Consider the following 23,540-nt stretch of genomic DNA (forward strand, 5'->3'; position numbering starts at 1 on the left):
ATTATTGGTGGCGTTGATAAAGCAGATTCTGGAAGAATATTTTTAGATGATAATGAAATAAGCAGTTATGATTATAAAAAAATGGCTAGTTATCGTCGCAAACAGGTTAGTATCATTTATCAGTTCTATAATCTATTACCGGTATTAAATGTCGTTGATAATATTATTTTGCCACTTAAGCTTGATAACCGAAAAGTAGATCAGCAGTATTTAGATGAATTATTACAATTATTGCAGTTAAATAATAAAAAGGATGCCTATCCATCTGAACTTTCAGGAGGACAGCAGCAGCGAGTAGCAATAGCCCGGTCATTAATAACAAGACCAAAACTATTATTGGCAGATGAACCGACAGGAAATTTAGATAGTGAAAATTCTAAGATCGTAGTGGATTATTTAAAAAAGATCCATCATCAAAATGATATAACGATAATCATGGTAACACATGATTTAGAACTTGCTAGAAACTGTGATCGAATTTATGTCTTAGAGCAGGGAAAGCTAAGAGAATATGAAACTTGAGAAACTAAAATTCTTAATTAAAATAAGCATACAGTTTATAAAAAAAGACAAGATTCGATCACTGCTTACATTATGTACTGTTATAATATGTGTATTTTTAATCAATGCTCTTACAACTAATATGGCTACTTATTCATATCAAAATTATGATGCAGCAGTAAAAATAACTGGTGACTGGTTATTATATTATTCATCTGATTCATATGATATAGAAAATCAAATTGAGGATATTACTGATATAAAAGAAACAACTGTTACCAGTACTATTGGTTACAGTGATGTTGATGAATATTATCATGTTGAACTGATTAGTTATTCTAATTTTGATTTGTTACCGATGTATTTATACGATGGTGATTATCCTCAAAATGAAAATGAAGTCTTAATTACCAGAGCATATAATAATAAAACCGGATTTAAAACCGGTGATACGATAACTATGGAAGTTACAGATCCTGCTGATCCAGAGAAAAAATATGATAAAACTGTAAAAGTCAGTGGTATTATTCAGGGATTAGCTACCAGCAGTGATACAGGTGACTTTTATGATAGAATTATTACCAGATCATCTAAAAAAGCAGATTATTATACAGTATATGTAAAAACAGATACTATTTCTAACGATCAGTTAAGTGAGCTGCAAATATTAATTGAAAATACTGCTAACGCTGGCTTAAATCATGATGAAGCAATAATAAAAGTATATACAGGACATTTACCATATGAATTCAGTAATATAGCTAAAACAGATATTATAATATTTATAGTTTTATTTATTTTAATGTATGTTACATTAAAAAATATCTTTTCGATGAGCTTTAAAAAAAGACAGCGCAATTTTGGTATATTATCAAGTGTTGGTGCTTCATTTAATGATTTAAAACTGTTGGCTATAATCGAGGCTATTTTGTATGCAATACCAGGATTGCTGATTGGAATATTTTCCAGTAATTTTATAATGAAGACCTTGCGAGATAATCTGGTTGCTCACTTATTAGAAGCTGAATATAATTCTCATCCAGCAGCATTTGTTTCAATACCGCTAGTAACTATCATAGTAGCCTTGGTTATTACGATCGTTCTATCATTAGCTGGTTTGTCAGCGCTTAAAGGAATTAAAAAAATCAGTATAATAGATTTATTCAAAACAGCAAAATATCAAAAGAACAGTTTTTCTAAAAAACGTAAAACCATTCTTAAAAGCTGTAAAAATACTAGTCTGGCATTAGCGACGACGTATATGAAAATGGATAAAAAGAAATATTTGTCTGTTTTAATAACTTTGATTTTTTGTATCGTATTTTTAAATGTGACTAATTACAATGCCAGTATTAATGAACAATATCTTCAAGAAACGATGGATATGAATGCTTTATATGTTGATTGTAGTATATATGATTTTTATCAAAATAGAGATGATTTTAATAAATTAATTGAGACAATTAAAGAAAAACAACCCCAGAATAAAACCACTATAAGTGCTGATTTTGATTTTGAAAATATCAATAATTTACCATTTGATCAATACAGTGATGAATATTTATCATCATTTACTACTCCGGAAACTAATAATGTAACTATGCGTTTTATAGGAATTGATGAAAAAGTATTAGAAGAGGTAACCGGACAAAGTGAACCAATCTTATTAAATAAAAAGATTATAACTGAAGGAACAAGAAACAGCAGAGATATTCCGATTTTTAATGATGGTACTATAACGATAACAATGTCATATGAATATCTTATCGAAGATGAGATGACCTGGATCCAGGAAAAACTAGATTTTACAGCAAAAATAGACGGTATGTATGATCTTGATGATTTTGGAATTACAGATATTTTTGAACCAGAATTGCAAGATCCAGAGCGATTATGTATATATATGTTAGCCCCATATGATTACTATTTATCACGGTATCAGGAGATGGAATTTTCTAATGCTAATAGTACAAATATTCTATTTAAAATAGATACAGATGATCGTAGCAGTTTAAAGAAAGAAATTTTAAGCGATGAATTTATTAGTAAATATTTAGTATCGACAGAAAAAAATCAGCCTGATCAATATTTAACATTAACAAGTAAAACTACAAAGATGATTGCATATTTAGCGTTAGTAGTTTGTATTATTAATTTAGCGATAATTATTATTTCAAATTCATATGAAAGAGAAAATGATTATGCAATTTTAGAATCACTAGGTATTGATGATCGTGATATGAAAAAAATGATTTTCTTTGAAAATCTGAGTCTGATAATAATTGCGATAATTATTTCTACTCCATTGATAATAGGAATTGAAGGTCTGCTTTATTATTATCAATACACATATATAAAAGAGTTCAAGATTTCATACATTACTATTATCTCAATGGCACTTATATCATTATTAATTGCAGTTTTAGCGTCAATATTATTATATAAACTAATCAAAAATAAGAGTATCATTGAAAAGATTAAAGGTAATGATATTTAAAATAGACATTATTTATAATTATTAACTACAATAAAACTTTATAAAAAACAAAAGCAATGATAGGTATCAAAAAGCTTTTGTTTTTTTATAGTTATTTTATTTCCTTTAGGTATAAATGTTATTCTTTTTTAATATACTATAGATATATTTTAGTAATTAGAAAGGGAATATGAAAATGAAAAGTGAGGAAATAGTTATTAAAAATACGCTAAAAATGACCCAAGAAGCTGACAATCAGCTTTCATTATATGCAACTAAAAATCGCGACTGTATAAAAATAAAATCACCACTAAAACAACAAGAAGAATTTGATATTCGTTGGCCTTTTGAAGAAGATGTAGATCGTATTTTATATTCTAAATCATATCAGCGTTATGTCGATAAAACTCAAGCACTATCTTTTTTTAATAACGCGCATATTTCCAAACGTTCAATTCATGTTCAATGGGTAAGTCGAATAGCTCGGCAAATTGGTAAGTGTTTAGGTTTAAATACAGATTTGATTGAAGCAGCAGCTTTAGGCCATGATTTAGGGCATGCTCCTTATGGACATGTTGGTGAAAAGATTTTAGATATAATTTTACAGAATAAAGGATTTGGGCATTTTTGTCATAATGCTAATAGTGTACGAAATATTTTGTTTATTGAACGAGACGGGATTGGCTATAATGTTTCATTACAAGTATTAGATGCAATTTTATGTCATAATGGTGAGATGTTATCTAAAAAATATATGCCAGATTATGATAAAACAATAGCCCAGTTTTGGAAAGAATATAATGATTGCTGGTATCAAAAAGATATTAGTAAAAAAATACGTCCGATGACTTTAGAAGGATGTGTTGTTAGGGTATCAGATATAATTTCTTATATTGGTAAAGATATTGAAGATGCTATTAAAGTAGGATTGATAAAGGAAGATGATTTGCCTAGAAAGGCAACTAAGGTTTTAGGACATAATAATAAATCAATGATTAATCGTCTAATTGGTGATTTAGTGATTCATAGTTATGAAAAACCTTATTTAAGCTTTTCACCAGAAGTATTTGATGCCTTACTAACAATGATGAATTTTTTATCAGCTAATGTTCATCATCATCCTGTTTTAGTTAAAGAAAATGCAAAATTAATGCGGATGATCAATCAGTTATATGATGTATATTATGAAGAGTTAACAGATGTTAATAATCATGATTGTAAAATAAAAATGTTTGTAAGTAAAATGACACCAGAATATGCTAAAAATGATCCGGCATTAATTGTAACTGATTATTTATCGATGATGACTGATAGTTATGTGCTAAATGAATATGAAACAATATTTTTACCAATCATGCATAATACCATACTTTAATCAATAAATTTGTACTAACTTTAAATAATAAGTGTTATAATATATACAAGGAGTACAAGGAGGAGTCAATATGAAACTTATAATCGCAATTGTTAATTCTGATGACAGCTCAGCAGTTCAAGGTGCGCTTACTGAAAATGGATACTTCGTAACTAAACTATCTACGACTGGAGGATTTTTAAAGAAAGGAAATACAACATTTTTTGTTGGAACTAATGATGATAAAGTTGAAGACTGTATTTCTATAATTAAAGCCCATTCGAAAAAAAGAGTGGAAAAAGAACCAACTGTTCCGCCAACTGAAATGGGTGAATTTTTTACCCCAATAATGGTTGATGTACTTGTTGGAGGAGCAACAGTATTTGTTTTGAATATCGATCAATTTGAAAAATTCTAAAAAAGAAGTGGTAGTTCCACTTCTTTTATTTTATAATTATCTAAGGTGAAGAAAATGGAATATAGATTATTAGATAAAAAAGAAATTAATCAAGTTATTTTATTAGTCGATAAAGTTGCTAAAAAACATATATTTAATGATTATGATCAAGAAGGAATTGATAGTTTCAATCAAGTTAATCAGGAATCTTTTTATTTAGATCGACATAATTTAACATATGTTGCTTTAGAAAATGATCAAATCGTAGCTATGGCTACACTTTCAAATAATAATCATTTAAGTTTGTTATTTGTTTTAGATAGTTATCAACATTTAGGAATTGGAACTAAATTATTAGAAATTATTGATAATTTAGTATTAGGAGATTTGTCAGTTAATTCGGGAATCGAAGCTAAGGATTTTTATTTAAAAGCTGGATTTGAATTAACTGATAATCTAATAAAAAAGGATGGTATTTTATATTATCCAATGGTAAAAAAAAGAGAAGTTAAGCAGCAGTTTGAAAACTATGACCAGGTTATTGAGTTTATTAATAGTCAAAAAGACCGTGTTTATAGTTTGGATAATTTTAAAAGATATATGGATGATTTAGGTAATCCCCAGCTAATTCTTGATTGTATTCATATTGGGGGTACTAATGGTAAAGGTTCAACTACAAATTATATAAAAGAAGTTTTAAAACAAGCAGGATATAGAGTAGCTACTTTTACTTCTCCAGCCTTATATTCTAGATTAGATATTATTCGTATCAACGATCAATTTATCGATGATAAAACAATGGTCAAATATGCTAATCGTTATGTCGATTTATGGTTAAAATATGAAATTTCAATGTTTGAAATTGAAGTGTTTATTGCCATTATGTATTTTATTGAAAATAACGTTGACATAGCTATTTTTGAAGTTGGATTAGGTGGTTTATTAGATGCGACTAATATCATTAAACCAATGCTGGCTATTAATACTAATATCGGTTTAGATCATGTTGATTATTTAGGACATGATTATCAAAGTATTGCCTTAAATAAAGCCGGAATAGTTAAAGATGGCATTGATTATTTAACTGGAGAAACAAAACCAGAGTGTTTAGAAGTATTTAAAGAAGTATGTAAGAAACATCATAGTCAATTATTACAAGTACAGCCAATTACTAATATTATTGATGGTAATAATGTTGCTTATCGTTATCGTAATTATGATATTATTTTAGATACTCCAGCTCTATATCAAATTAAAAACAGTGCCTTAGCATTAGAAGCTTTGTTGTATTTAAAGAAACATCAATTAATTAGTTTTAGTGATGATGATTTATTACAAGGAATGTATAACGCTAAATGGCCAGGACGTTTTGAAATGGTACATATTAATCCAGTAATTATTGTAGATGGTGCTCATAACAAAGAAGGAATTGATGCCTTTTATGAATGTGCAAAAAAATATGATAATATTAAAATTATTTTTAGTGCTTTAAGAGATAAAGATTATAAGCATATGATTGAAAAACTATTGCAATTAACTGATGATATTACTATATGTGAATTTGAACATGTTCGCGCTAGTACTGCTAAAGATTTAGCTAAAGGGTTTGAGGTTAAAATTCAGCCAGATTACAAACAGGCAATTAAAGAATCATTACATCATCAAGGAACAGTTTTTGTAACTGGTTCATTATATTTTATTTCTAAAGTTAGAAATTATATTTTAAATGAATTAAATGGGTAAAATCGTTAGATTTTACCCATTATCTTTAAAGCTGGAATTATTTAAGATCTATTTTCCTAATTAACTCTTTTAATTCAGGAGTATCTTTTAAAAATTCAGTATTTTTATCAGTACCAATTGATTGAAGAATTGTTTTTTGTAACTTTGTTGTAAATGTATTATCAACTTCTTTGGTTTTAATATGTTGATACAAAGGTGAACTGTTAATATCCCACTTTTTAGTAAGTGATTCTAGCATCAACAAAAGTATTTTTAATAATTCAGCTTTATTTTTTGTAGTACTATAAAGCTGAAAATGAGCAAGATAAAAATTGTATTGCCATAAATCAAATAATTTAGCTGCTTGTTTATCAACATCAGCAATATATTTTGCATCCTCTAAACGGTTTTCTTTAAGAGCAATTTCCATTAAGGTCATTAATGATGTATGAATTTCGTAGGTGGTAGCTAAAAGTTTTTCTTCTATCAGTTTTGCAGCTTTTTTTGTTTCTTGTTGAGCAATGTAGATATTTGCTTGAATCTGCTCTTTGTTTATTGGATTTTTATTTGAAATTGTATTAAGCATTTCTTGGGCGTGGTTATAATCTTGATTTTCCATTGCTTTAGAAATTAAATGTACTAGTGCCTGCTCTTTAATAGCAATATCATCACTTTGAGCAGCTCTATAATATAGTTCTTCTATTTTATCATGATATTTTTCGTTTAATCGTTGATTTTTACAAAGAATTAAAGCACCATCTAATAACATCGCTAAATTGATTATTAATAAATCACAAGTTGGAAATTCTTTTAATTTTTCAGTTGCTAATACATAGCCAGCTTCAAAACCACTTTTATCTATCACTTCAGAAACTTTGTTTAAAAACAATGTAATTTCTTCTTTTGATAAATTATCTTGAAAAGATAAAAGAGTATTTAAATCGGTATCAAGAAGCCTGGCTAGAGCAGGTAATAAAACGATATCAGGATATGAGATCCCGGTTTCCCTTAGTTAAAAATATTACTCTTGTTGATTACTCAACTTTTCCGATAAATCGGTAATATATCTCAATTTCCTGTATTCTTTCGTTATCCTCATTCGTTGTTGCTTCATGTATGAGGATTTTTTCTATCATGGCATTTAATAATGGTGCTGTCAGTTCCTTTGGTACGGAATATTCCTTGATTAACTCAATCCACTTTTCAGCACCTATCATATCCTGTTCCATTTTACTTAGTTCTTCTCTTAGGCTTGTTATCTGCTGTTCCAGTTCTATCTGTTCTTTTTGGTACTTGCTGGACAACATCACAAAATTTCGCTCTGTTATCTTCTCACAGGCTCTATCTTCATACATTTTCGCAAATAAACGGTCAATCTCATTTTGTCTGTTCTCGGCTTTCTTCAAGGTACTTGCCTTTTTCTTCTTTTCCCGTATTCGCTCTGCATTGCCGACTTTCTGTATCTTGTTCAATACCTTTTCTTCGTCCTGCTGTACTGCCTTAGCCCAATACTGCAAGCGTTCCAATACGGCTTGATACAGCACATCATAACGAATGTAGTGCATAGAACAATTACCTTTGCCAAACTGCCCGTAGTAACTGCAAGCATAATAACTGTATGGCGTTTTATTTGCCTTATTCGTTCCCAATCTCATAGACCAGCCACAATCCGCACACTTGACAAGCCCTGCAAAAATCGGCGTTGCCTTTTCCTTTGTCTGTCTGCGTCTTGATTTTATCTGCTCCTGCACACGATAGAACACTTCCTTGTCAATAATCGGCTCGTGAGTGTTTTCTACTCGAAACCATTCACTTTCGGGTTTACGCACTTTCTTTTTACTCTTGAACGATACCGTAGACTGCATATTGTGAACACTGTTTCCGATATAAACCTCACTTTTCAATATCGCCTTGACATGAGCAATCGTCCACTCATAACGCTTACTTTCGGGTTTTCCCTCAAAGATATGTGCAAAAGTACCATACCTTGTAAAATTCAGCCATGACGCTGTCGGAACTTTTTCTACTCTTAACTGCTTTGTGATTTTTGCACTTCCATAACCTTGATAGGCTAGGGAAAAGATTTTTTCAATAATCCATTTTGTTTCCTCATCAATCAACAGTTTTCCTTTGATATCAGGGTGTTTCTTATATCCCAACGGAGCATAAGCACCGTAATGAGCCCCCTCCGCAAACTTTGTCTTAAATGCTGATTTGACTTTACGGCTTGTATCTCTTGCCACCCATTCATTGATGATGTTCTTAAATGGTGCAATCTCACTTTCGCCTTTTTCGCTGTCTACACCGTCATCAATCGCTATGTAGCGGACATTATGACTAGGGAAATACAATTCTGTATATTGTCCTGTCATAATATAATTTCTGCCAAGACGAGAAAGGTCTTTCGTTACAACACAGTTGATTTTTCCTGCCTCTATATCCTCAATCATTCTTTGAAAACTCGGTCTGTCAAAATTTGTTCCCGACCAGCCGTCATCAATATATTCATCAATGACATTCAAATGATGTTCTTTTGCATATAGACGCAACATACTTCTTTGTGTAGTAATGCTGGAACTTTCGCCCTGTAATTCATCATCTCGGCTTAACCTAAGATAAAGTGCAGTATTGTAAATCTGTTGTTTCATTGTCAGTTATCCTCCTTTATAACTAACCCGTGTTTACAATACCTGCTTGCAAGTAAAGTATAACACGGGTACTTTTTGTCATTCAATCTATTTCTTACAACTGCACCGATTTTATGCGATTGTCTGCTTTGCTTTTTCCAGCATGACATCAGTTAGAAGTTCTTCCATTGTTTTGCCCTTTTCGGAAAAATGCTCTTTTACTACAATCTTTGTCTTTCCTCTGTTGCTAATGCCACACTTGCCATTTTTCTTTTGAATTGTTTTTACAGCATTATCAATAACACATACCCCCTTTCTGTAAAATCTTTCTAAGCAATTCAACGGCTTTTGTCATAGCCCACAGGAGTTCCACCTCTGCATAGTTCTTATGTAGCCGTACCCATTGCGTGCGACGTTCTGAACGCTCAAGCTGTGGCTGTACGGGAGTATCATTATCTGACAGCACAGGTCATGGCGATAAAAGAGGACAAGTCCTTTACAGGAACACAATAGGTTTTCGCTCGCTCTTGCAGGGGAAAGGTCGTGGCGTATTTGTTTCAACGGCTCGCTGTCTGTCAAACGTATTGAATTGCTTTATTCAGTTGTAAAAGAACGATTGAAAGAAGAAAATCGTCTTTCCTATATACCGCGTCGGAAAAGAGGGGAAACGTAACCAAAATCCAAAACTTTTTCCATTATTAGTACAAATGGAACGGTTCATTTTGGCAATCAACGGTTGATTTTCTCCTTTTTCATTACTATCTGTATAGCAAACGTCCATTTGCTAAGTTGAAATAGAAAAATTTTAACTTCTTTTCTTACACCATATAGGGACAGAAATTGTCGTTTTGCTAAGTTGATGATGAAAAAGATTATTTTTCTTCTCACACCCTAACTACCCATACAACACCGTTACTGCCAACTATGGAATGAAATATTTTCTTTGCACCATATAGGGAACGGAAACCATGAATTGTTAAGTTGAGAACAAAGTATTTTCATCTTTTCACATCAACACTCAACTGCTAATGCCTGTTTGAATACAAAATGATGATGTTTTTCCTCTTTTCATAGAACACTGTCCACTAATCACGAATTTCCGTCATTTTTTCAAAACTTTTTTCTCCTTTCACATCATATAGGGACAGCAAGACCCGATTTAATGACCTATTTTCAAAAAAAGTTTAGATTTCCTTTTCTCGCACCATATCTGTACGCAAGTAGCCGTTTTGTTGCAGATTTGATAAAAAATTTATTTTTCTTCTTTCACTTCACATAGGGAATGAAAACAGCTCTTTGCTGACTAAATCTGAAATTTTTCAATTACATTAAAAAATACCGTCATTCTCTTGTGGAACAGCGGTATCTATACGTTCTTCTATGGTTGATTTCTCTAATTGTAATAAATGTTTATGCTTGTCTTTAAGTTCTGCCTGCTCAATCATATCTTTCAGTATCGTTGTATGATTTTCTCTGTCTAATGCCTGTACCATTTTTATTGTTGGTGCAACTTGTCTTTGTAGCCAATGCAACGCTTTTTGTAAAGTGTAAGGCTCTGGCTTTGTGGTTAAGCGTATCGGCTCTCTGTTTTCCCCTACAAACCATGCCCAATCATCATTTGTTATCCATTGACTTTTTGGCTTGTCGTCCTCTCTGTCAACAAAGCGGACATAATGATTGATGATAGAAAAAGCGGTGCGTTCAGCGTCCCGATAGGTCAGTAAATCTACAACCGCATAATAGGCTCGTTCATTCTTCATGCGTATTTCAAAACGGTTCTTAATCTCCGTATCTTCAATTTCTGTGCCATTCTTGACATACTGCTCATAATTTTTCTGATAAGCACACATATATAATTCGCTACTTGTTGAACCGAGATATAAGGTTTCTCCTGTATTCTTTGGTAAATCGCTACCGCATTTTTCTGTACCGCTGTAATCTTTCTGCATACGAAAATAGGAAACACATTCGCCAGCCTTGTATTTTTCCTTTAACTTTGGAATATCCAATATTCCTGCTCGGTCATTGATAGCCAAATCAAGCCGTTTCATCACACCACCAGCTGTCATACAATCCAGCATGAAGTCATACCATGAGCGTTCCTGTGCCAGCAGATAACATTCCATTTGCCGACAGCCTTTGCCTTTCAGTTCCAATAAAACACCTAAATGCTCCTGCATGGAACACATGATATTGATGTCGCCAAGTACATATTTGCTTTCATATCCGTATTTTCCATAATCTTCATAAAGCATATAATCAGATTTCAGTTGCAATACATCACGGATAATCGCCAATGCGTCCGTAGTAGGAAAGCGGACACGAAAGTAATCAATCAATAAGAATAGTGGTTCTTGCGGATTGAAACGCTCAATCTGTTTTTCTATGACTTCTCTTAATTCGTCATTCAATGGCTGTTTCCCTTTTTCAATGCGGTTGTAATATTCACGGCTGATACCACAGGCAACAGCAAGCCTTGTTTGTGTTACTCCGTATTCCTCACGCTTTTGTCTTAATTCTTCAATAAAGTTTTTATCATTCATTTTTAAATTCCTCCAATCAAAAAAGGCAACTACCATAATTGATAATTGCCTGTCATTAAAAATCTGTATAGAAAAAGCAGTCAATCCTAAGACTAACTGCTTTGTGTGTATGGATATAAAATTGTTTCTAATCTTGAATAGGTATCCAAATTTCAATAACTGAATTATCACTATTCCAATGAAAACGATAATCGTATTTTTCAAAGTGTAGGATAATATCTTTTATAGGAATATACGATGTACTAGGAATAATTTCTTGATAAATCTTGCCATAAGTTTCATATATTTTATCCATAGCACCAATATGCTCCACAACCAAATATTTATAAGACGGTATTTCTTTATACAGAAAGCCCTCTGGGGTAATGGTTCTTTGGGGAATAGAACAGAAATAATAAAGTTTTCCATTTCTTCTTTCCATAAAAGCATATTTTACCCAATTTCCCGATTGTGAAAGATACGCTTTTTTCAAACTACTGTTAAACTTTCTCCAAAACTGTGTACTAATCTGAATATTCTTTTTTTGATAATTAGTCAGTTCTACTTCTTGCCCAATAACTGCAAATGCGTTTAATTCCTTTATAGAAAAATTTATCATTTTACCTTGTGAGCAGTGATAACGGTATAACTGTACGCATTTACCGTTATAATACAATTATCAATCGTTATATACCAGTTTTTTCCTTTTCTTGTGATTTCCGCATTAGAAAGGCTAATTTTTTCTTTGCACCATTCAATTACATTTTCTACATTCAAAGATAAGTTCTTTTTAATTCTAATAACGCCAAGTTCAGTTGTGTGAAGTCTTCCTAAGTTTTCCAGTAATTCATTTTCCATATTTTGATACCTCATTTTTCAGCAAATTTATTTGTATGTTTTATATCCCAATTATAACATTCTCATATCAGCACTACAATAAAAAATAATTAAGCACCAATAATCTTATTGAACATCTACAACCGTAAATCTTTCACACCATCAGTGTTAAACACTGAGCTGACAGCAATTACGACAGCTACCATAATTGATAATTGCATGCACTTAAATTTCTGCAAAAGAAAACGACAATCAATTTCTTATTTTTTGAAATCAACTGTCTTTCTCATATTTACTATTCAATTTTCATAGTGATATAGGTACAATTTATATCACTACTGTAAAAATGCGGTTTTGCCTTATAAATACAGCGTTTTCCGCTTGTTAGTGTATAGTGTTTCTTGTTTTTTGTGCCCCCCTTGTTAGATAACGGGGGCTTATAAGGCTCGCTACGCTCGCCCAACCGACGAAGTGAACCAGCCCCTCGCCAGCTTTGCTGGCGTGGCGCTATGTCTTACGACCGCCACCGTGGACGGATCACTCCGTCGGTTTGCGAGATTTTGAGCGTATCTTCCACACAAACTGGGAGTTGTAATTACATTTCTAAAAAATCGAATAATCTTTTATAAAATTAAATATATATTTAGATTTCAATAACATCACCGCAAGACATATAATTCATATTATCCATTTGTTGAGATAGATAATGATATGCCTTTTCACCAGTGCAATGACAAGTATAAAATTCAATATCTTTATACTTTTGTAATTCCATTGCAATACTGTTTAACAATTCTTTTGATACTGTTTTCTTTGTAAGTGGGTTGAACAAATGAAAACCACCAATACAAAAATGTGGTTGATACTTCTCTGCTTCTTCCATGATATTTACAACACCAGAATGCCCACACCCCATAATAACTACTACTTTATTTTCTGAAATAATCAAGTTTTGTTCGTGTACAAAAGTATCTTTGCCCTTTTTATCATAAAGAGCATTATTGGCAGGAGAATAAAATTTATTTGTTTTACTTACTGTAAATAGCGATAATTCTTCATCAATTTTATAATTACCATTCAATAGTTTGATTTGCCTATTAGATTTAAGCTTACTATCAATTCCAACTGGTATTTTAAGAAATAAGGTTTTACTGTAATGTGGTTCAAAGGCTTCCTTTTGCACATAGATATTTGCCACAGAATTAATATCTAAAAATTTTTTCAATGCTCCTCCATGGTCAAAATGCCCATGAGAAATAATAACAGTATCCACTTTTGAAATATCTATATTTCTTTTCATAGCATTTTCAAATAATGTGCTATCTGAACCTAAATCAAATAGAATTTTATGTGATTTCGTTTCAATATATAAGGAAAGTCCGTGTTTTGTTTTAAGTTCTGACTTAGTCGTATTTTCAACTAATGAAGTTATTCTCATAAAATCTCCTTTACAATTCTAATTTATCGTTCTCTTTTACAAAAATTATATCACGCTAGAAACGAACAGTCATTCTTTTTCAGTTATCTAATGAAAATTTATTAGATATAGAAAAAGACACTATATTTCAAGTGCCATTCTCTTATACATCAGTATTCTGCAAGCAGGTAAACACAGGTTGTTTCTTAATATCCTTTTGTTTGGGAAACTCCACGTTCCCATTTATTTACAGCTGGAGTGGAAACGCCTAGATAATTTGCAATTTGTTCTTGGGTAAGTCCTTTTGCTAAACGTTTTTCACGGATTATATCATTTATTTTCATAAACAAATGCCTTCATTTAATTTTCTACTTATATTGTAATGATTTAACTTTATATTTTCAATTTACTGTTTATTAACTTTTTAGAAGTTTTATTAACTATAAGTTATTTAGTCTATAAAAAAACAGGGAATTGAAACTCCCTGTTTAAATGATCGCTAGTAATATAAAGTTAATAATGAACAATATTGCTACTACAGCGATAATTGGATGAATTTCTTTTGCTTGTTTTTTAATAATTTTTACAATGCAATAGAAGATAAATGCTGTAGCAATACCATATGAGATACTGTAGCAAAGTGCCATGAAGATTCCGGCAAAGAAAGCAGGTACAGCTTCTTCTAAATCATTCCAGTTAATTTCTGTAAATGATGAAACCATCATGCATCCAACAATAACTAGTGCTGGTGCAGTAGCTGCTGAAGGAATAGCACTTACAAATGATGATAAAAAGGCACTTAAAGCAAAACAGATTGCTACAACTACAGAAGTCAAACCAGTTCTACCACCAACACCGATACCAGCTGCACTTTCAACAAATGTAGTAGTATTACTTGTACCAAAGATTGCACCGATTGAAGTTGCAGTAGCATCAGCGAATAATGCTTTATCCATTTTTGAACTAAATCCACTACTGTTTTCTAAAGCAGCTTCATCTTCAGCTGAGAAGATACCTGATTTACGACCAGTTCCGATAAATGTTCCAATTGTATCAAATGTATCAGACATACTGAATGCAAAAATAGTAATAATTACTAAAGGAATTTTAGAAGCATCAGCAAATAATGAAGGTAAACCTTCAGAAGTAAAGATAACCCCAAAAGTAGAAGGTAAAACACCTAAAGCTTCTGAAAAACTAACAGTATCAGCTGTTGATGTTACTCCAAAAGGAATCCCGATCAATGTTGTTATGATGATAGCAATTAAAATACCACCTTTAACTTTTAAAATAGTTAAAACAACAGCTAAAACTAAACCAATTAAAAATACCCATAATACTGGCTGATTCATATTTGATAAAGCTGGTACACCAGAATCAAAATTAATCATACCAACATTTAAAAATCCTAAATAAGCAATGAAAACACCAATTCCACCACCAATAGCATTTTGTAAAGATTGTGGAATTGCTTTAATAATTGTTTTACGAATTTTAGTTACTGTAATAAAAATATTAATTAATCCACAAATAAAAACCATTGATAAAGCTTGTTGCCATGTAAATTTTAATGCAAAGCAAACTGTATAAACGAAGAATGCATTTAATCCCATTCCCGGTGCTTGAGCATATGGAACATTGGCAACTAGACCCATAATTAAAGTCCCGATTACTGAAGCAATAATTGTTGCTAAGAAAACAGCACCCCATTCCATTCCAGATTGGCTTAATGTATTTGGATTTACCGCAATAATATAAGCCATTGCAAAGAAAGTGGTAATACCTGCAATTATTTCTGTTGAAACAGTGGTATTGTTTTCTTTCAATTTAAAAAATTTTTCCATTTAATTTCTCCTCTTTAATCTATTTCAACGTTAAGACTTTATCATGTTTTAAAAAAAGTTGCAAACAAATATCGTATATATGTAAAAAATTGAATAAAATAGCTTATTTAAAGTGTGAAGATGTAAATTATATTGAAGCTATAATATATTTATAGTATTATATTTTTCGTATACACTTTTGTATATAGATTAAGAAAAGGGGGAGTCTACTTTTAAGTAGCAATCGCATGTACGGTCATTGATCGGAATTAACGCCTGTGGACTAGAAATGAGGATGAAGCAGGAAAGATTGTAAATAAGTAGCAATCAATTATGATTCAAATTATTTGCGGAATTATTTTAGTATTGATCGGAGTTTTGGTTTTCTGGAAATATCCGATTAAAAGTGATGCTAAATCACTATCGCTGGCAGCCTTGTTCATTATTTTAGCTGCTATTTTAAATCGGTTATCAATTATGATACCGTTATTTGGCTTTGAAAGCTTAAATATTTCTATCGAAGTTATTCCTATGATGTTAGCCGGGATATTATTAGCTCCGGGATATTGTTATATTATTGGAATAGCTATTGATTTAGTAGGGTTGCTTGTAAACCCGACCGGTTTTCCATTTTTAGGATTTACTTTAAATGCAGTATTACAATGTTTAATACCTTCCTTAATTGTAACAACGATCAAAGAAAATCGTTTAAATTATTTAGAAAAAGTTATCAAGATTTTATTGATTGTTTTAGTTGTTGGTGCTTGTAGCTATGTATTTAGTTTAAATCAAGTTACTATTTCTAATAATGTAGTTACAATTAGTACTAGCTTTAAGATAATTATGAGTATTATCTGCGTAATAATGATTGCAATATTGTTTATTGTAATGTATTTTTATAAAAAGAAATTAAATGAAGAAGAGTATTATTTATTTAATATCTGGTTGATTTCAGTTGTAATTGTTGAAATGGCTGTTTCTTTTGTTTTAACGCCATACTGGTTAGAGGCAATGTATGGAATACCGTTTACTTTGTCGTTATTTATTCGAGTAATTAAAGAATGTATAATGATACCAGTGGATATCATTTTAGGATATAGTGTTTTAAGAATATTGAAGAAGCTTAAAGTGTAATCGATTGATTACACTTTTTTTGTTTATTTTTTTTATTAGTGGAAAAAATATTTATTGTGAGGTGATAAAAATGGAAACATCTAAGTATAATCAAATTGCAGAAAGTTTAAAACCGAAAAAAACGGTTTTAAAACATTGTATATATGCTTTTGTTTATGGTGGTGCTATTGGGGCAATCGGACAATTTTTCTTAGAATTATATATGAATATTTTTGAAATTGATCAACAGGAAGCAACACCAATGATGATCATAACTATTGTTTTAATTGCTGCAATATTAACTGGACTAGGAATTTATGATCGTCTAGGTAAAAAAGCTGGAGCGGGAACTTTTATTCCGATTACTGGTTTTGCTAATAGTATGACTTCTAGTGCTTTAGAAGCTAAAAGTGAGGGATTAGTAACTGGAATTGGTGCTAATATGTTTAAACTTGGCGGTACGGTAATAACTTTTGGAATTGTGGCTTCATTTGTATTAGGAGGAATCCGATATGTCATCAGTCTTATCTGGTAGTTCGATGGGATTAAATAATGTATATATTCGCTCAATTGGATCAACATGTGGTATTGATGAATTTAATGGTCCTTTAGGTGATTATTTTGATCGTCATTATCCTGACTTTCATTGTGGTTATCCTTCTTATGAACAGGCTGAAATTGCGATGTTGGAAGAAGCAATAAAATTTGCTTTAAAAAAAGGAAAATTAAAAAAAGAAGATATTAATTTATATATGGGTGGCGACTTAAATAATCAATTAACAGCAACTAATTATATGGCTAAAAAAATCAAACGACCATTAATGGCAATGTATGGAGCCTGTGCAACAATGGGACTAGTAATAGATAATGCTGCAATGTTAATCGAAAATCATTGTATTCATAACGCTAATTGTTTTGTGTGTAGTCATAACGCTACTGCTGAAAGACAATTTCGTTACCCGCTTGAATATGGTGTGCAGCGCAAAGAAACGATGACAACAACGGCTACTGGTGCTGTTAGTGTAATTTTAGATAACAATCCTAGCAATGTAAAAGTAGAATCAATAACAATAGGTAGAGTCGTTGATTTAAATCAAAGTGATCCCAATGATATGGGACGAGCCATGGCTCCAGCTGCTTTTGATACTTTAGTTACTCATTTAAAAGATCTAAAAAGATCGGCTTCATATTATGATTTAATTGTAACTGGTGATTTATCAGCCTATGGTAAAAAAATTATGAAAGAATTGATGAAACAAAGTAATATTGAATATCGTCGTTATGATGATTGTGGCTGTTTATTATATGATTCTAATCAGGATGTTAATCAAGGCGGTAGTGGACCTTCTTGTAGTGCCTTAGTAACATTTGGTTATTTATTTGCTAAGATGTTAGAAGGGAAATATAAGCGAATTTTAGTAATTACAACGGGAGCTTTATTATCACCAGTAATGACTAATCAAAAACAAAGTATTCCTTGTATTGGCCATGCTTTTTCATTGGAGGTAGTACAATGATGAATTATGTTTTAGCGTTTTTATTTTGTGGTAGTGTTTGTGTAATTGCGCAGTTAATTTATGAATACACTAAGTTAACACCTGGACATATTACAAGTTTGTTTGTGGTAATTGGTGCATTTTTAGATTTGTTTCATATTTATGATCGTTTGGTTGAAATATTTCATGCTGGGGCATTATTGCCGATTACCAGCTTTGGTCATTCTTTGATGCATGGAGCTTTGGCGGCTACTAAAGATTATGGCTTTTTTGGTTTAGCGATGGGTATTTTTGATTTAACGGCTGCGGGTATTAGTAGTGCGATTTTATTTGCTTTCTTAGTTGCGATAGTTACTAAACCTAAATCATGAAAAATCCATCATTTGATATTAATACCCGTATCTTAGACTATAATAATGAAAAAGTATCAATTAGTTTCCTTTCTAGTCTATGTGGCGATGATATGGTGGCCTATATTGTTGAAGGAATCACAAATAATCGCGGGGAAACATTAAAAGATTGTATCAATAATGGAGCGATAACTGAAGAACCGGATCATCAAAAAGCATTATATGCCATGCTTTCAGGATGTGCTTTGGTTGCTTATCGTGATAAAGAATATGTTGTTGATACAAGACGCTATCCCAATCGTTCTGTAGAAGAACCAGAAACAGAAAAAAGTGTGCGTGGTTCTAAGGATGGTTTTAATGAATCAATTTTAACTTGTGCAGGATTAATTAGAAGAAGAATTAAAACTATGGATTTGATCTTACAGAAATATACGATTGGAAAGAATAATCCGCTTGATATTTGTGTTTGTTATTTAGATAGTGTTGTAGATAAACAGATGTTGGATACAGTAACTAGACGAGTTAAAGAAATAAAAAATGATGATTTAGTTATGACTGACCGAGCGGTTGAAGAAATCATATTAAATCAAAGTTATAATCCGTTTCCATTAGTTAGATATAGTGAACGACCTGATGTTGTTGCGACCCATATATTAGATGGTAAAATTGCGATAATTTGTGATACTTCATCTTCGGTAATGATGTTACCAACAACTATTTTTGAAATTTTAGAGCATGTTGAAGAACATCGGCAAACACCAATTATTGGTACATTTATTCGTTTAATTCGTTGTAGCGCTGTATTACTTTCAATTTATCTGGTGCCATTGTGGCTTTTAATAAGTAGCCATGGAAATTTAGATATATATTTTTTAGGTCAGGTTTTATTGATGGAATTATCAATTGAATTATTAAGAATTGCTACGATTCATACGCCAACTCCTTTATCTAACGCTATGGGGATGATTGCAGCAGTATTATTAGGACAGTTTGCCATTGATTTAGGTTTTTTTAGTGAAGAAATTTTATTATTTTGTGCTATTGGTGATGTTGGTGGTTTTGCAACACCGAATTATGAATTATCACTTACTAATAAGTATATTAAAATATTTTTGATTATTTTTGTTGGTTTATTGGGATGGGCTGGTTTTATTGTTTTTCATATTATTTTAATTGGTTATTTAATTTCTATTAAACCACTAGGAGTTTCTTATTTGTATCCATTAATACCGTTTGATGGTAAGGCATTATGGAATTTTATTATTCGAAAACCGAAAACGAAAAAAGGTAGTAAAACTGTAACATAGTTGCAGTTTTTTTAGTTCTTCTAATGATTTTAAATCTGTGCTATAATAACAAGGTCATAAGGAGGAAACAGGATGGAATATCAAGTAATAATGGATGATTTTCAAGGACCCCTTGATTTATTGTTACATTTAATCAAGGAAAAAGAAATGGATTTAGAAACTTTAGAATTATCTGTGATCGCTGATCAATATTTACAATATATTCATGCAATGGATCCTTCAAAACTAGAAGAAATGTCAGAGTATTTAGTAATGGCAGCAGATTTGATTGAAATGAAAAGTAAGCTGTTATTACCAAAAGAAAAGGTTGATATTAATGATGAGTATCAAGAAGATCCTCGTGAAACATTGATCAAACGATTGATAGAATATAAAAGATATAAAGATGTTTTAGATGATATCAAAAATCAATATGAACATCGTCAGACAATGATCATTAAACCAGCTGCTTCAATGGATGAATATGTAGTGGATACTAGTACAATGATTCCTAAAGATTTAGAAGTATATGATTTAATGAAGGCGATGCAAAAAATGTTTCAACGTAAAGCGTTAATGAAACCATTAGATACCCATATCGCTAAAAAAGAAATTTCAATTGATGAAAGAACATCACAAATAAAAGATTTCTTTAGAACCAGGGTAAATAAAAAAGTTAAATTTGAAGAATTATTTGATCATTATGATCGAACATATTTTATTGTTACATTTATGGCTATTTTGGTTTTAGCTAAAGATAAAGAAGTTGAAATAATTCAAAATGGATTATTTGAAGATATATATATAGAAGGGAAACTTTAATGAAAGATAACAATTATTTAGATATTATCGAAGGTATGCTTTATTTAGCTGGTGATGATGGTATAGATATTAAACAGATTGCTGGGGTACTAGAGATTAGTAGAAAAGAAGCGACTGTTTTAATGGATCAGTTTATTGAGCTATATGAAAATAAGATGTTTAAAGGTATTAAATTAGTCAATTTTGGTGGGCGTTATAAACTAGCTACTAATGAAGATTATTTTATGTATTATCAAAAAATGGTTGAACAAAGCAGTAGTACTTTATCAAATGCAGCCTTAGAGACATTAGCAATTATTGCTTATAACCAGCCAATTACTCGTTTAGGTGTTGAAGATATTCGTGGGGTTGGTTGTGATGCGATGATTAGAAAATTAGTTGCTAAAGCATTAATAAAAGAAGTAGGGCGTGAAGATAGTCCAGGAATGCCAATTCTTTATGGGGTAACTGATGAATTTATGGATGCTTTTGGATTAACTTCATTAGATGAATTGCCTGATTTAGCTGATATTGTAGAAATTGATGAGCAGGAAGATATTTTTGCAACTCGATATCGAGAAACTGATGTTGAGGAAATTGGTAAGAAAGAAAGTGATGATAGTGAAACTAATTAAGCACTTAAAAACAATAACTAAACATAAATACTATGTTATGAAATTATGTTTTCGTTTTGGATTGTATAAACAAGGCTTGCTCCATGATTTATCAAAGTATTCGTGGTGTGAGTTGTCTACGGGAGCTAAATATTATTTAGGCTATAAGTCACCTAACAGTAATGAACGCCAGCAAAAAGGATATAGTAGTGCCTGGTTACATCATAAAGGACGTAATAAACATCATTGGGAATATTGGATTGATTTTACGCGTGATGGTATTATTGCAATTGAGATGCCAATTAAATATGTAGTTGAAATGTTTTGTGATCGGGTAGCGGCTACGATGGTATATCGCGGTAGTGATTTTGATTTTACGGCACCATTAGATTATTATAATAAGACTCATCATTATTATGTAATTAATGAAAAAACAGATCAGATTATCAAAGACATGTTAGAGCATTTAGCCAATAGCAATCTTGATGAAACAATTAAATATATAAAAAACAATTATTTAAACAAAAAATAAAAATGAAGGTCAGCTAATGAATTAACATTGGAAAATGACCTTCATTTTTTTAGATATGAAAATACTTTTTTACAAATAAAGTTTATTCCTAGAATAATGATTACCATCCAAAGCGTCCAGGCAAAAATACTAACCATATCGATTTGAACTCGGGCGAAATATAATTGTTTACCAATTCCACGATTGGCAGAAACAAATATTTCAGCCATAACACCAACTTTTAAACTAAGTGGTAAGGCAGTTTCAATTGCTGAAACCAAATAACCTTTAATCAAAGGAAGGTAAACGTGAAATAAATTAAATGAAAAAGAATGATGATATAAATTAATAACATCTTTTAAATCAGAATCAATATTTACAATACCATTAACTGCATTATTATAAAATATTGGTAAAATCATCAATAAAACAATAACAATTAAAGCAGTTAAACTTTTAAACCAGACTAATAAAATTAATATATAGGCAATTTGAGGAATTGTCTGCATCAAAGAAATAATTGGATATAAGTAATCATTAACTTTTTTTGATAAACCACTAAATATTCCTAAAATTGTACCAATTATTAATGCTAATAAAAAACTAATAAATACTCTTAGTAATGTAGCTAAAATGGCTAAATAAAAAGACTTTGAGGAAACAAATGTAATCATTTGTTTAAAAACTGTAAGTGGTAATGGCAAGATTACCACTTTATCAATCGATAAAGCAAAACCTTGCCAAATTACCAATAATACTATAATTGTAATAAATTTGCGTTTCATTAAACTATCATATCATCACTATATTCAATATTGTATAATTTCAAAAAGTCTTCAATTTGTTTAGCGCATTCACTAGCTGGTCGATAATGAAGATTTTGACGTTCAATAGAATTTACAGTAATATCAACACTTGGTAATCCTAATGTTTCAATACCAATATTTTCTAAATCTTCTTTTAATCCATCGTAACCATTATTAGTAAATTCATCAATTTTGCTAAATAAAGAATCATAATTTTTTCCTTCTTTAACAAATATTGCTGCTTGAGGATAACCATCTTCACCATATGATTCTTGTAAATCAGTGATAATTGATAATTCAAGACCACTTTGTTTTGCTTTAGCAATTGTTGCACTAGCAAGTGGTTCGGCCAATAATCCGACTTGAACATTACCAGCTAAAAGCTGTTGTTGTACTAAAGTAGCTGATTGATAATAAGTAGGAGTTAATGAAGTTTCAATATTCGTTGCTTCTACTATTAATTGGGGAACTGCACCTTCACCAAATAAAGCCAATTCACCGGTTTGTGATAAAGCTTCTTTGCTTGTACCAACTAAATATAAATTCCCCCAAGTAATTACTGCCTGGATACGATAATCACTCTGGTCGCTAGCAATTAATTTTGCACCTAAATTAATGGGAGCAACTATAATATCGTATTCACTGTTATCTTTAGATAATTCGGCTACTAATTGATCACTGCCATCAACAAAATCAATTTTACCGTTTTCTGTTATATTTTCATATTCACTGACAAAAGCTAATGATGGTGCGCCTACAGGACAAAGGATGTTAGCAGTATCTGATTCATCTGAACTATTTGTACCTCCTGAACATCCGACTACTGTAGTCAACATCATAAAACATAATAAATATTTAAATAATTTCTTCATAAAACTCCTCCTAAT

At 31.1% G+C, this 23,540-nt stretch carries 25 protein-coding genes and 1 pseudogene; 13 read left to right on the forward strand and 13 right to left on the reverse strand.

What is annotated here, in order from left to right; genetic code table 11:
* From B5F09_RS10125 to B5F09_RS10145, 5 genes are all read left to right on the forward strand, one after another.
* Nucleotides 1–522, forward strand: a 522-nt coding sequence (locus tag B5F09_RS10125) for an ABC transporter ATP-binding protein (protein WP_158095837.1), incomplete at its 5' end; no start/stop codon positions are given.
* Nucleotides 512–2,998, forward strand: coding sequence for an ABC transporter permease (locus tag B5F09_RS10130; protein WP_087373983.1), 2,487 nt, complete (start codon nt 512–514; stop codon nt 2,996–2,998). The genes B5F09_RS10125 and B5F09_RS10130, both read left to right, overlap by 11 nt.
* Nucleotides 2,999–3,167: 169 nt before the next feature.
* Nucleotides 3,168–4,352: a deoxyguanosinetriphosphate triphosphohydrolase family protein gene (locus B5F09_RS10135; protein WP_239404316.1), complete on the forward strand. Its 1,185-nt coding sequence runs from the start codon at nt 3,168–3,170 to the stop codon at nt 4,350–4,352.
* Nucleotides 4,353–4,422: 70 nt separating this feature from the next.
* Nucleotides 4,423–4,749 (forward strand): cyclic-di-AMP receptor, encoded by a 327-nt coding sequence (locus B5F09_RS10140; RefSeq protein ID WP_087299223.1) that lies wholly within the window; start codon nt 4,423–4,425, stop codon nt 4,747–4,749.
* A 54-nt stretch (nt 4,750–4,803) separates the two neighbouring features.
* Nucleotides 4,804–6,471, forward strand: a complete 1,668-nt coding sequence (locus tag B5F09_RS10145) for a GNAT family N-acetyltransferase (RefSeq protein WP_087373987.1) — start codon at nt 4,804–4,806, stop codon at nt 6,469–6,471.
* A gap of 37 nt (nt 6,472–6,508) precedes the next feature.
* Here B5F09_RS10145 and B5F09_RS10150 read toward each other — a convergent pair whose 3' ends face one another.
* From B5F09_RS10150 to B5F09_RS10190, 11 genes and pseudogenes are all read right to left on the reverse strand, one after another.
* Nucleotides 6,509–7,339: a transcriptional regulator gene (locus B5F09_RS10150; RefSeq protein WP_087373989.1), complete on the reverse strand. Its 831-nt coding sequence runs from the start codon at nt 7,337–7,339 to the stop codon at nt 6,509–6,511.
* Between the two features lie 145 nt (nt 7,340–7,484).
* On the reverse strand, nt 7,485–9,098 hold the full coding sequence (locus tag B5F09_RS10155) for a recombinase family protein (RefSeq protein ID WP_087286539.1): 1,614 nt from the start codon (nt 9,096–9,098) through the stop codon (nt 7,485–7,487).
* A 111-nt stretch (nt 9,099–9,209) separates the two neighbouring features.
* On the reverse strand, nt 9,210–9,419 hold the full coding sequence (locus B5F09_RS10160) for a hypothetical protein (RefSeq protein ID WP_021421986.1): 210 nt from the start codon (nt 9,417–9,419) through the stop codon (nt 9,210–9,212).
* Nucleotides 9,420–10,405: 986 nt separating this feature from the next.
* Nucleotides 10,406–11,203 carry a replication initiation factor domain-containing protein gene (locus B5F09_RS10165; RefSeq protein ID WP_368656538.1) on the reverse strand — a complete coding sequence of 266 codons (798 nt, stop codon included), beginning with the start codon at nt 11,201–11,203 and terminating at the stop codon, nt 10,406–10,408.
* Nucleotides 11,204–11,215: 12 nt separating this feature from the next.
* Nucleotides 11,216–11,545: pseudogene (locus B5F09_RS15430) on the reverse strand (Cro/Cl family transcriptional regulator); the annotation flags it as partial.
* On the reverse strand, nt 11,523–11,573 hold the full coding sequence (locus tag B5F09_RS15435; protein WP_205505360.1) for an AgrD family cyclic lactone autoinducer peptide: 51 nt from the start codon (nt 11,571–11,573) through the stop codon (nt 11,523–11,525). The pseudogene B5F09_RS15430 and the gene B5F09_RS15435, both read right to left, overlap by 23 nt.
* Before the next feature lie 174 nt (nt 11,574–11,747).
* Complete coding sequence (locus B5F09_RS10170) at nt 11,748–12,218, reverse strand: GyrI-like domain-containing protein (RefSeq protein WP_003066134.1); 471 nt, start codon at nt 12,216–12,218, stop codon at nt 11,748–11,750.
* The gene (locus B5F09_RS10175) at nt 12,215–12,457 is read right to left on the reverse strand and encodes a DUF3781 domain-containing protein (protein ID WP_002303262.1); all 243 of its coding nucleotides are present in this window, start codon (nt 12,455–12,457) and stop codon (nt 12,215–12,217) included. Before B5F09_RS10175 ends, B5F09_RS10170 begins: the two co-directional genes overlap by 4 nt.
* Nucleotides 12,458–13,079: 622 nt before the next feature.
* Nucleotides 13,080–13,874 (reverse strand): MBL fold metallo-hydrolase, encoded by a 795-nt coding sequence (locus B5F09_RS10180; protein ID WP_021421987.1) that lies wholly within the window; start codon nt 13,872–13,874, stop codon nt 13,080–13,082.
* Between the two features lie 185 nt (nt 13,875–14,059).
* The gene (locus tag B5F09_RS10185) at nt 14,060–14,197 is read right to left on the reverse strand and encodes a helix-turn-helix domain-containing protein (protein ID WP_087373991.1); all 138 of its coding nucleotides are present in this window, start codon (nt 14,195–14,197) and stop codon (nt 14,060–14,062) included.
* A gap of 144 nt (nt 14,198–14,341) precedes the next feature.
* Nucleotides 14,342–15,697 carry an NCS2 family permease gene (locus B5F09_RS10190; RefSeq protein WP_087373994.1) on the reverse strand — a complete coding sequence of 452 codons (1,356 nt, stop codon included), beginning with the start codon at nt 15,695–15,697 and terminating at the stop codon, nt 14,342–14,344.
* A 312-nt stretch (nt 15,698–16,009) separates the two neighbouring features.
* On the opposite strand from B5F09_RS10190, the gene B5F09_RS10195 reads away from it, so the two are divergent.
* From B5F09_RS10195 to B5F09_RS10230, 8 genes are all read left to right on the forward strand, one after another.
* Complete coding sequence (locus tag B5F09_RS10195) at nt 16,010–16,810, forward strand: folate family ECF transporter S component (protein ID WP_087373997.1); 801 nt, start codon at nt 16,010–16,012, stop codon at nt 16,808–16,810.
* Between the two features lie 70 nt (nt 16,811–16,880).
* On the forward strand, nt 16,881–17,324 hold the full coding sequence (gene spoVAC, locus B5F09_RS10200; protein ID WP_087299213.1) for a stage V sporulation protein AC: 444 nt from the start codon (nt 16,881–16,883) through the stop codon (nt 17,322–17,324).
* Complete coding sequence (locus B5F09_RS10205; protein ID WP_087373999.1) at nt 17,302–18,306, forward strand: stage V sporulation protein AD; 1,005 nt, start codon at nt 17,302–17,304, stop codon at nt 18,304–18,306. Before spoVAC ends, B5F09_RS10205 begins: the two co-directional genes overlap by 23 nt.
* Nucleotides 18,306–18,656: a stage V sporulation protein AE gene (spoVAE, locus tag B5F09_RS10210; protein ID WP_087299231.1), complete on the forward strand. Its 351-nt coding sequence runs from the start codon at nt 18,306–18,308 to the stop codon at nt 18,654–18,656. The genes B5F09_RS10205 and spoVAE overlap by 1 nt, the downstream gene beginning before the upstream one ends.
* A complete protein-coding gene (locus tag B5F09_RS10215) occupies nt 18,653–19,942 on the forward strand; it encodes a spore germination protein (protein WP_087374001.1) in 1,290 nt (429 codons plus the stop codon). The genes spoVAE and B5F09_RS10215 overlap by 4 nt, the downstream gene beginning before the upstream one ends.
* Before the next feature lie 72 nt (nt 19,943–20,014).
* The gene (locus B5F09_RS10220; RefSeq protein ID WP_087299207.1) at nt 20,015–20,743 is read left to right on the forward strand and encodes a ScpA family protein; all 729 of its coding nucleotides are present in this window, start codon (nt 20,015–20,017) and stop codon (nt 20,741–20,743) included.
* Nucleotides 20,743–21,357, forward strand: a complete 615-nt coding sequence (scpB, locus tag B5F09_RS10225; RefSeq protein WP_087299205.1) for an SMC-Scp complex subunit ScpB — start codon at nt 20,743–20,745, stop codon at nt 21,355–21,357. The genes B5F09_RS10220 and scpB overlap by 1 nt, the downstream gene beginning before the upstream one ends.
* Nucleotides 21,344–21,868, forward strand: a complete 525-nt coding sequence (locus B5F09_RS10230) for a DUF5662 family protein (protein WP_087299203.1) — start codon at nt 21,344–21,346, stop codon at nt 21,866–21,868. The genes scpB and B5F09_RS10230 overlap by 14 nt, the downstream gene beginning before the upstream one ends.
* A gap of 41 nt (nt 21,869–21,909) precedes the next feature.
* On the opposite strand, the gene B5F09_RS10235 is transcribed toward B5F09_RS10230, so the two are convergent.
* Nucleotides 21,910–22,632, reverse strand: coding sequence for an ABC transporter permease (locus B5F09_RS10235; RefSeq protein WP_087374003.1), 723 nt, complete (start codon nt 22,630–22,632; stop codon nt 21,910–21,912).
* The gene (locus B5F09_RS10240; protein WP_087299199.1) at nt 22,632–23,525 is read right to left on the reverse strand and encodes a hypothetical protein; all 894 of its coding nucleotides are present in this window, start codon (nt 23,523–23,525) and stop codon (nt 22,632–22,634) included. Before B5F09_RS10240 ends, B5F09_RS10235 begins: the two co-directional genes overlap by 1 nt.
* Nucleotides 23,526–23,540 lie beyond the last annotated feature (15 nt).

It is taken from the genome of Erysipelatoclostridium sp. An173, assembly GCF_002160495.1.
GTDB lineage: Bacteria > Bacillota_I > Bacilli_A > Erysipelotrichales > Coprobacillaceae > Thomasclavelia > Thomasclavelia merdavium.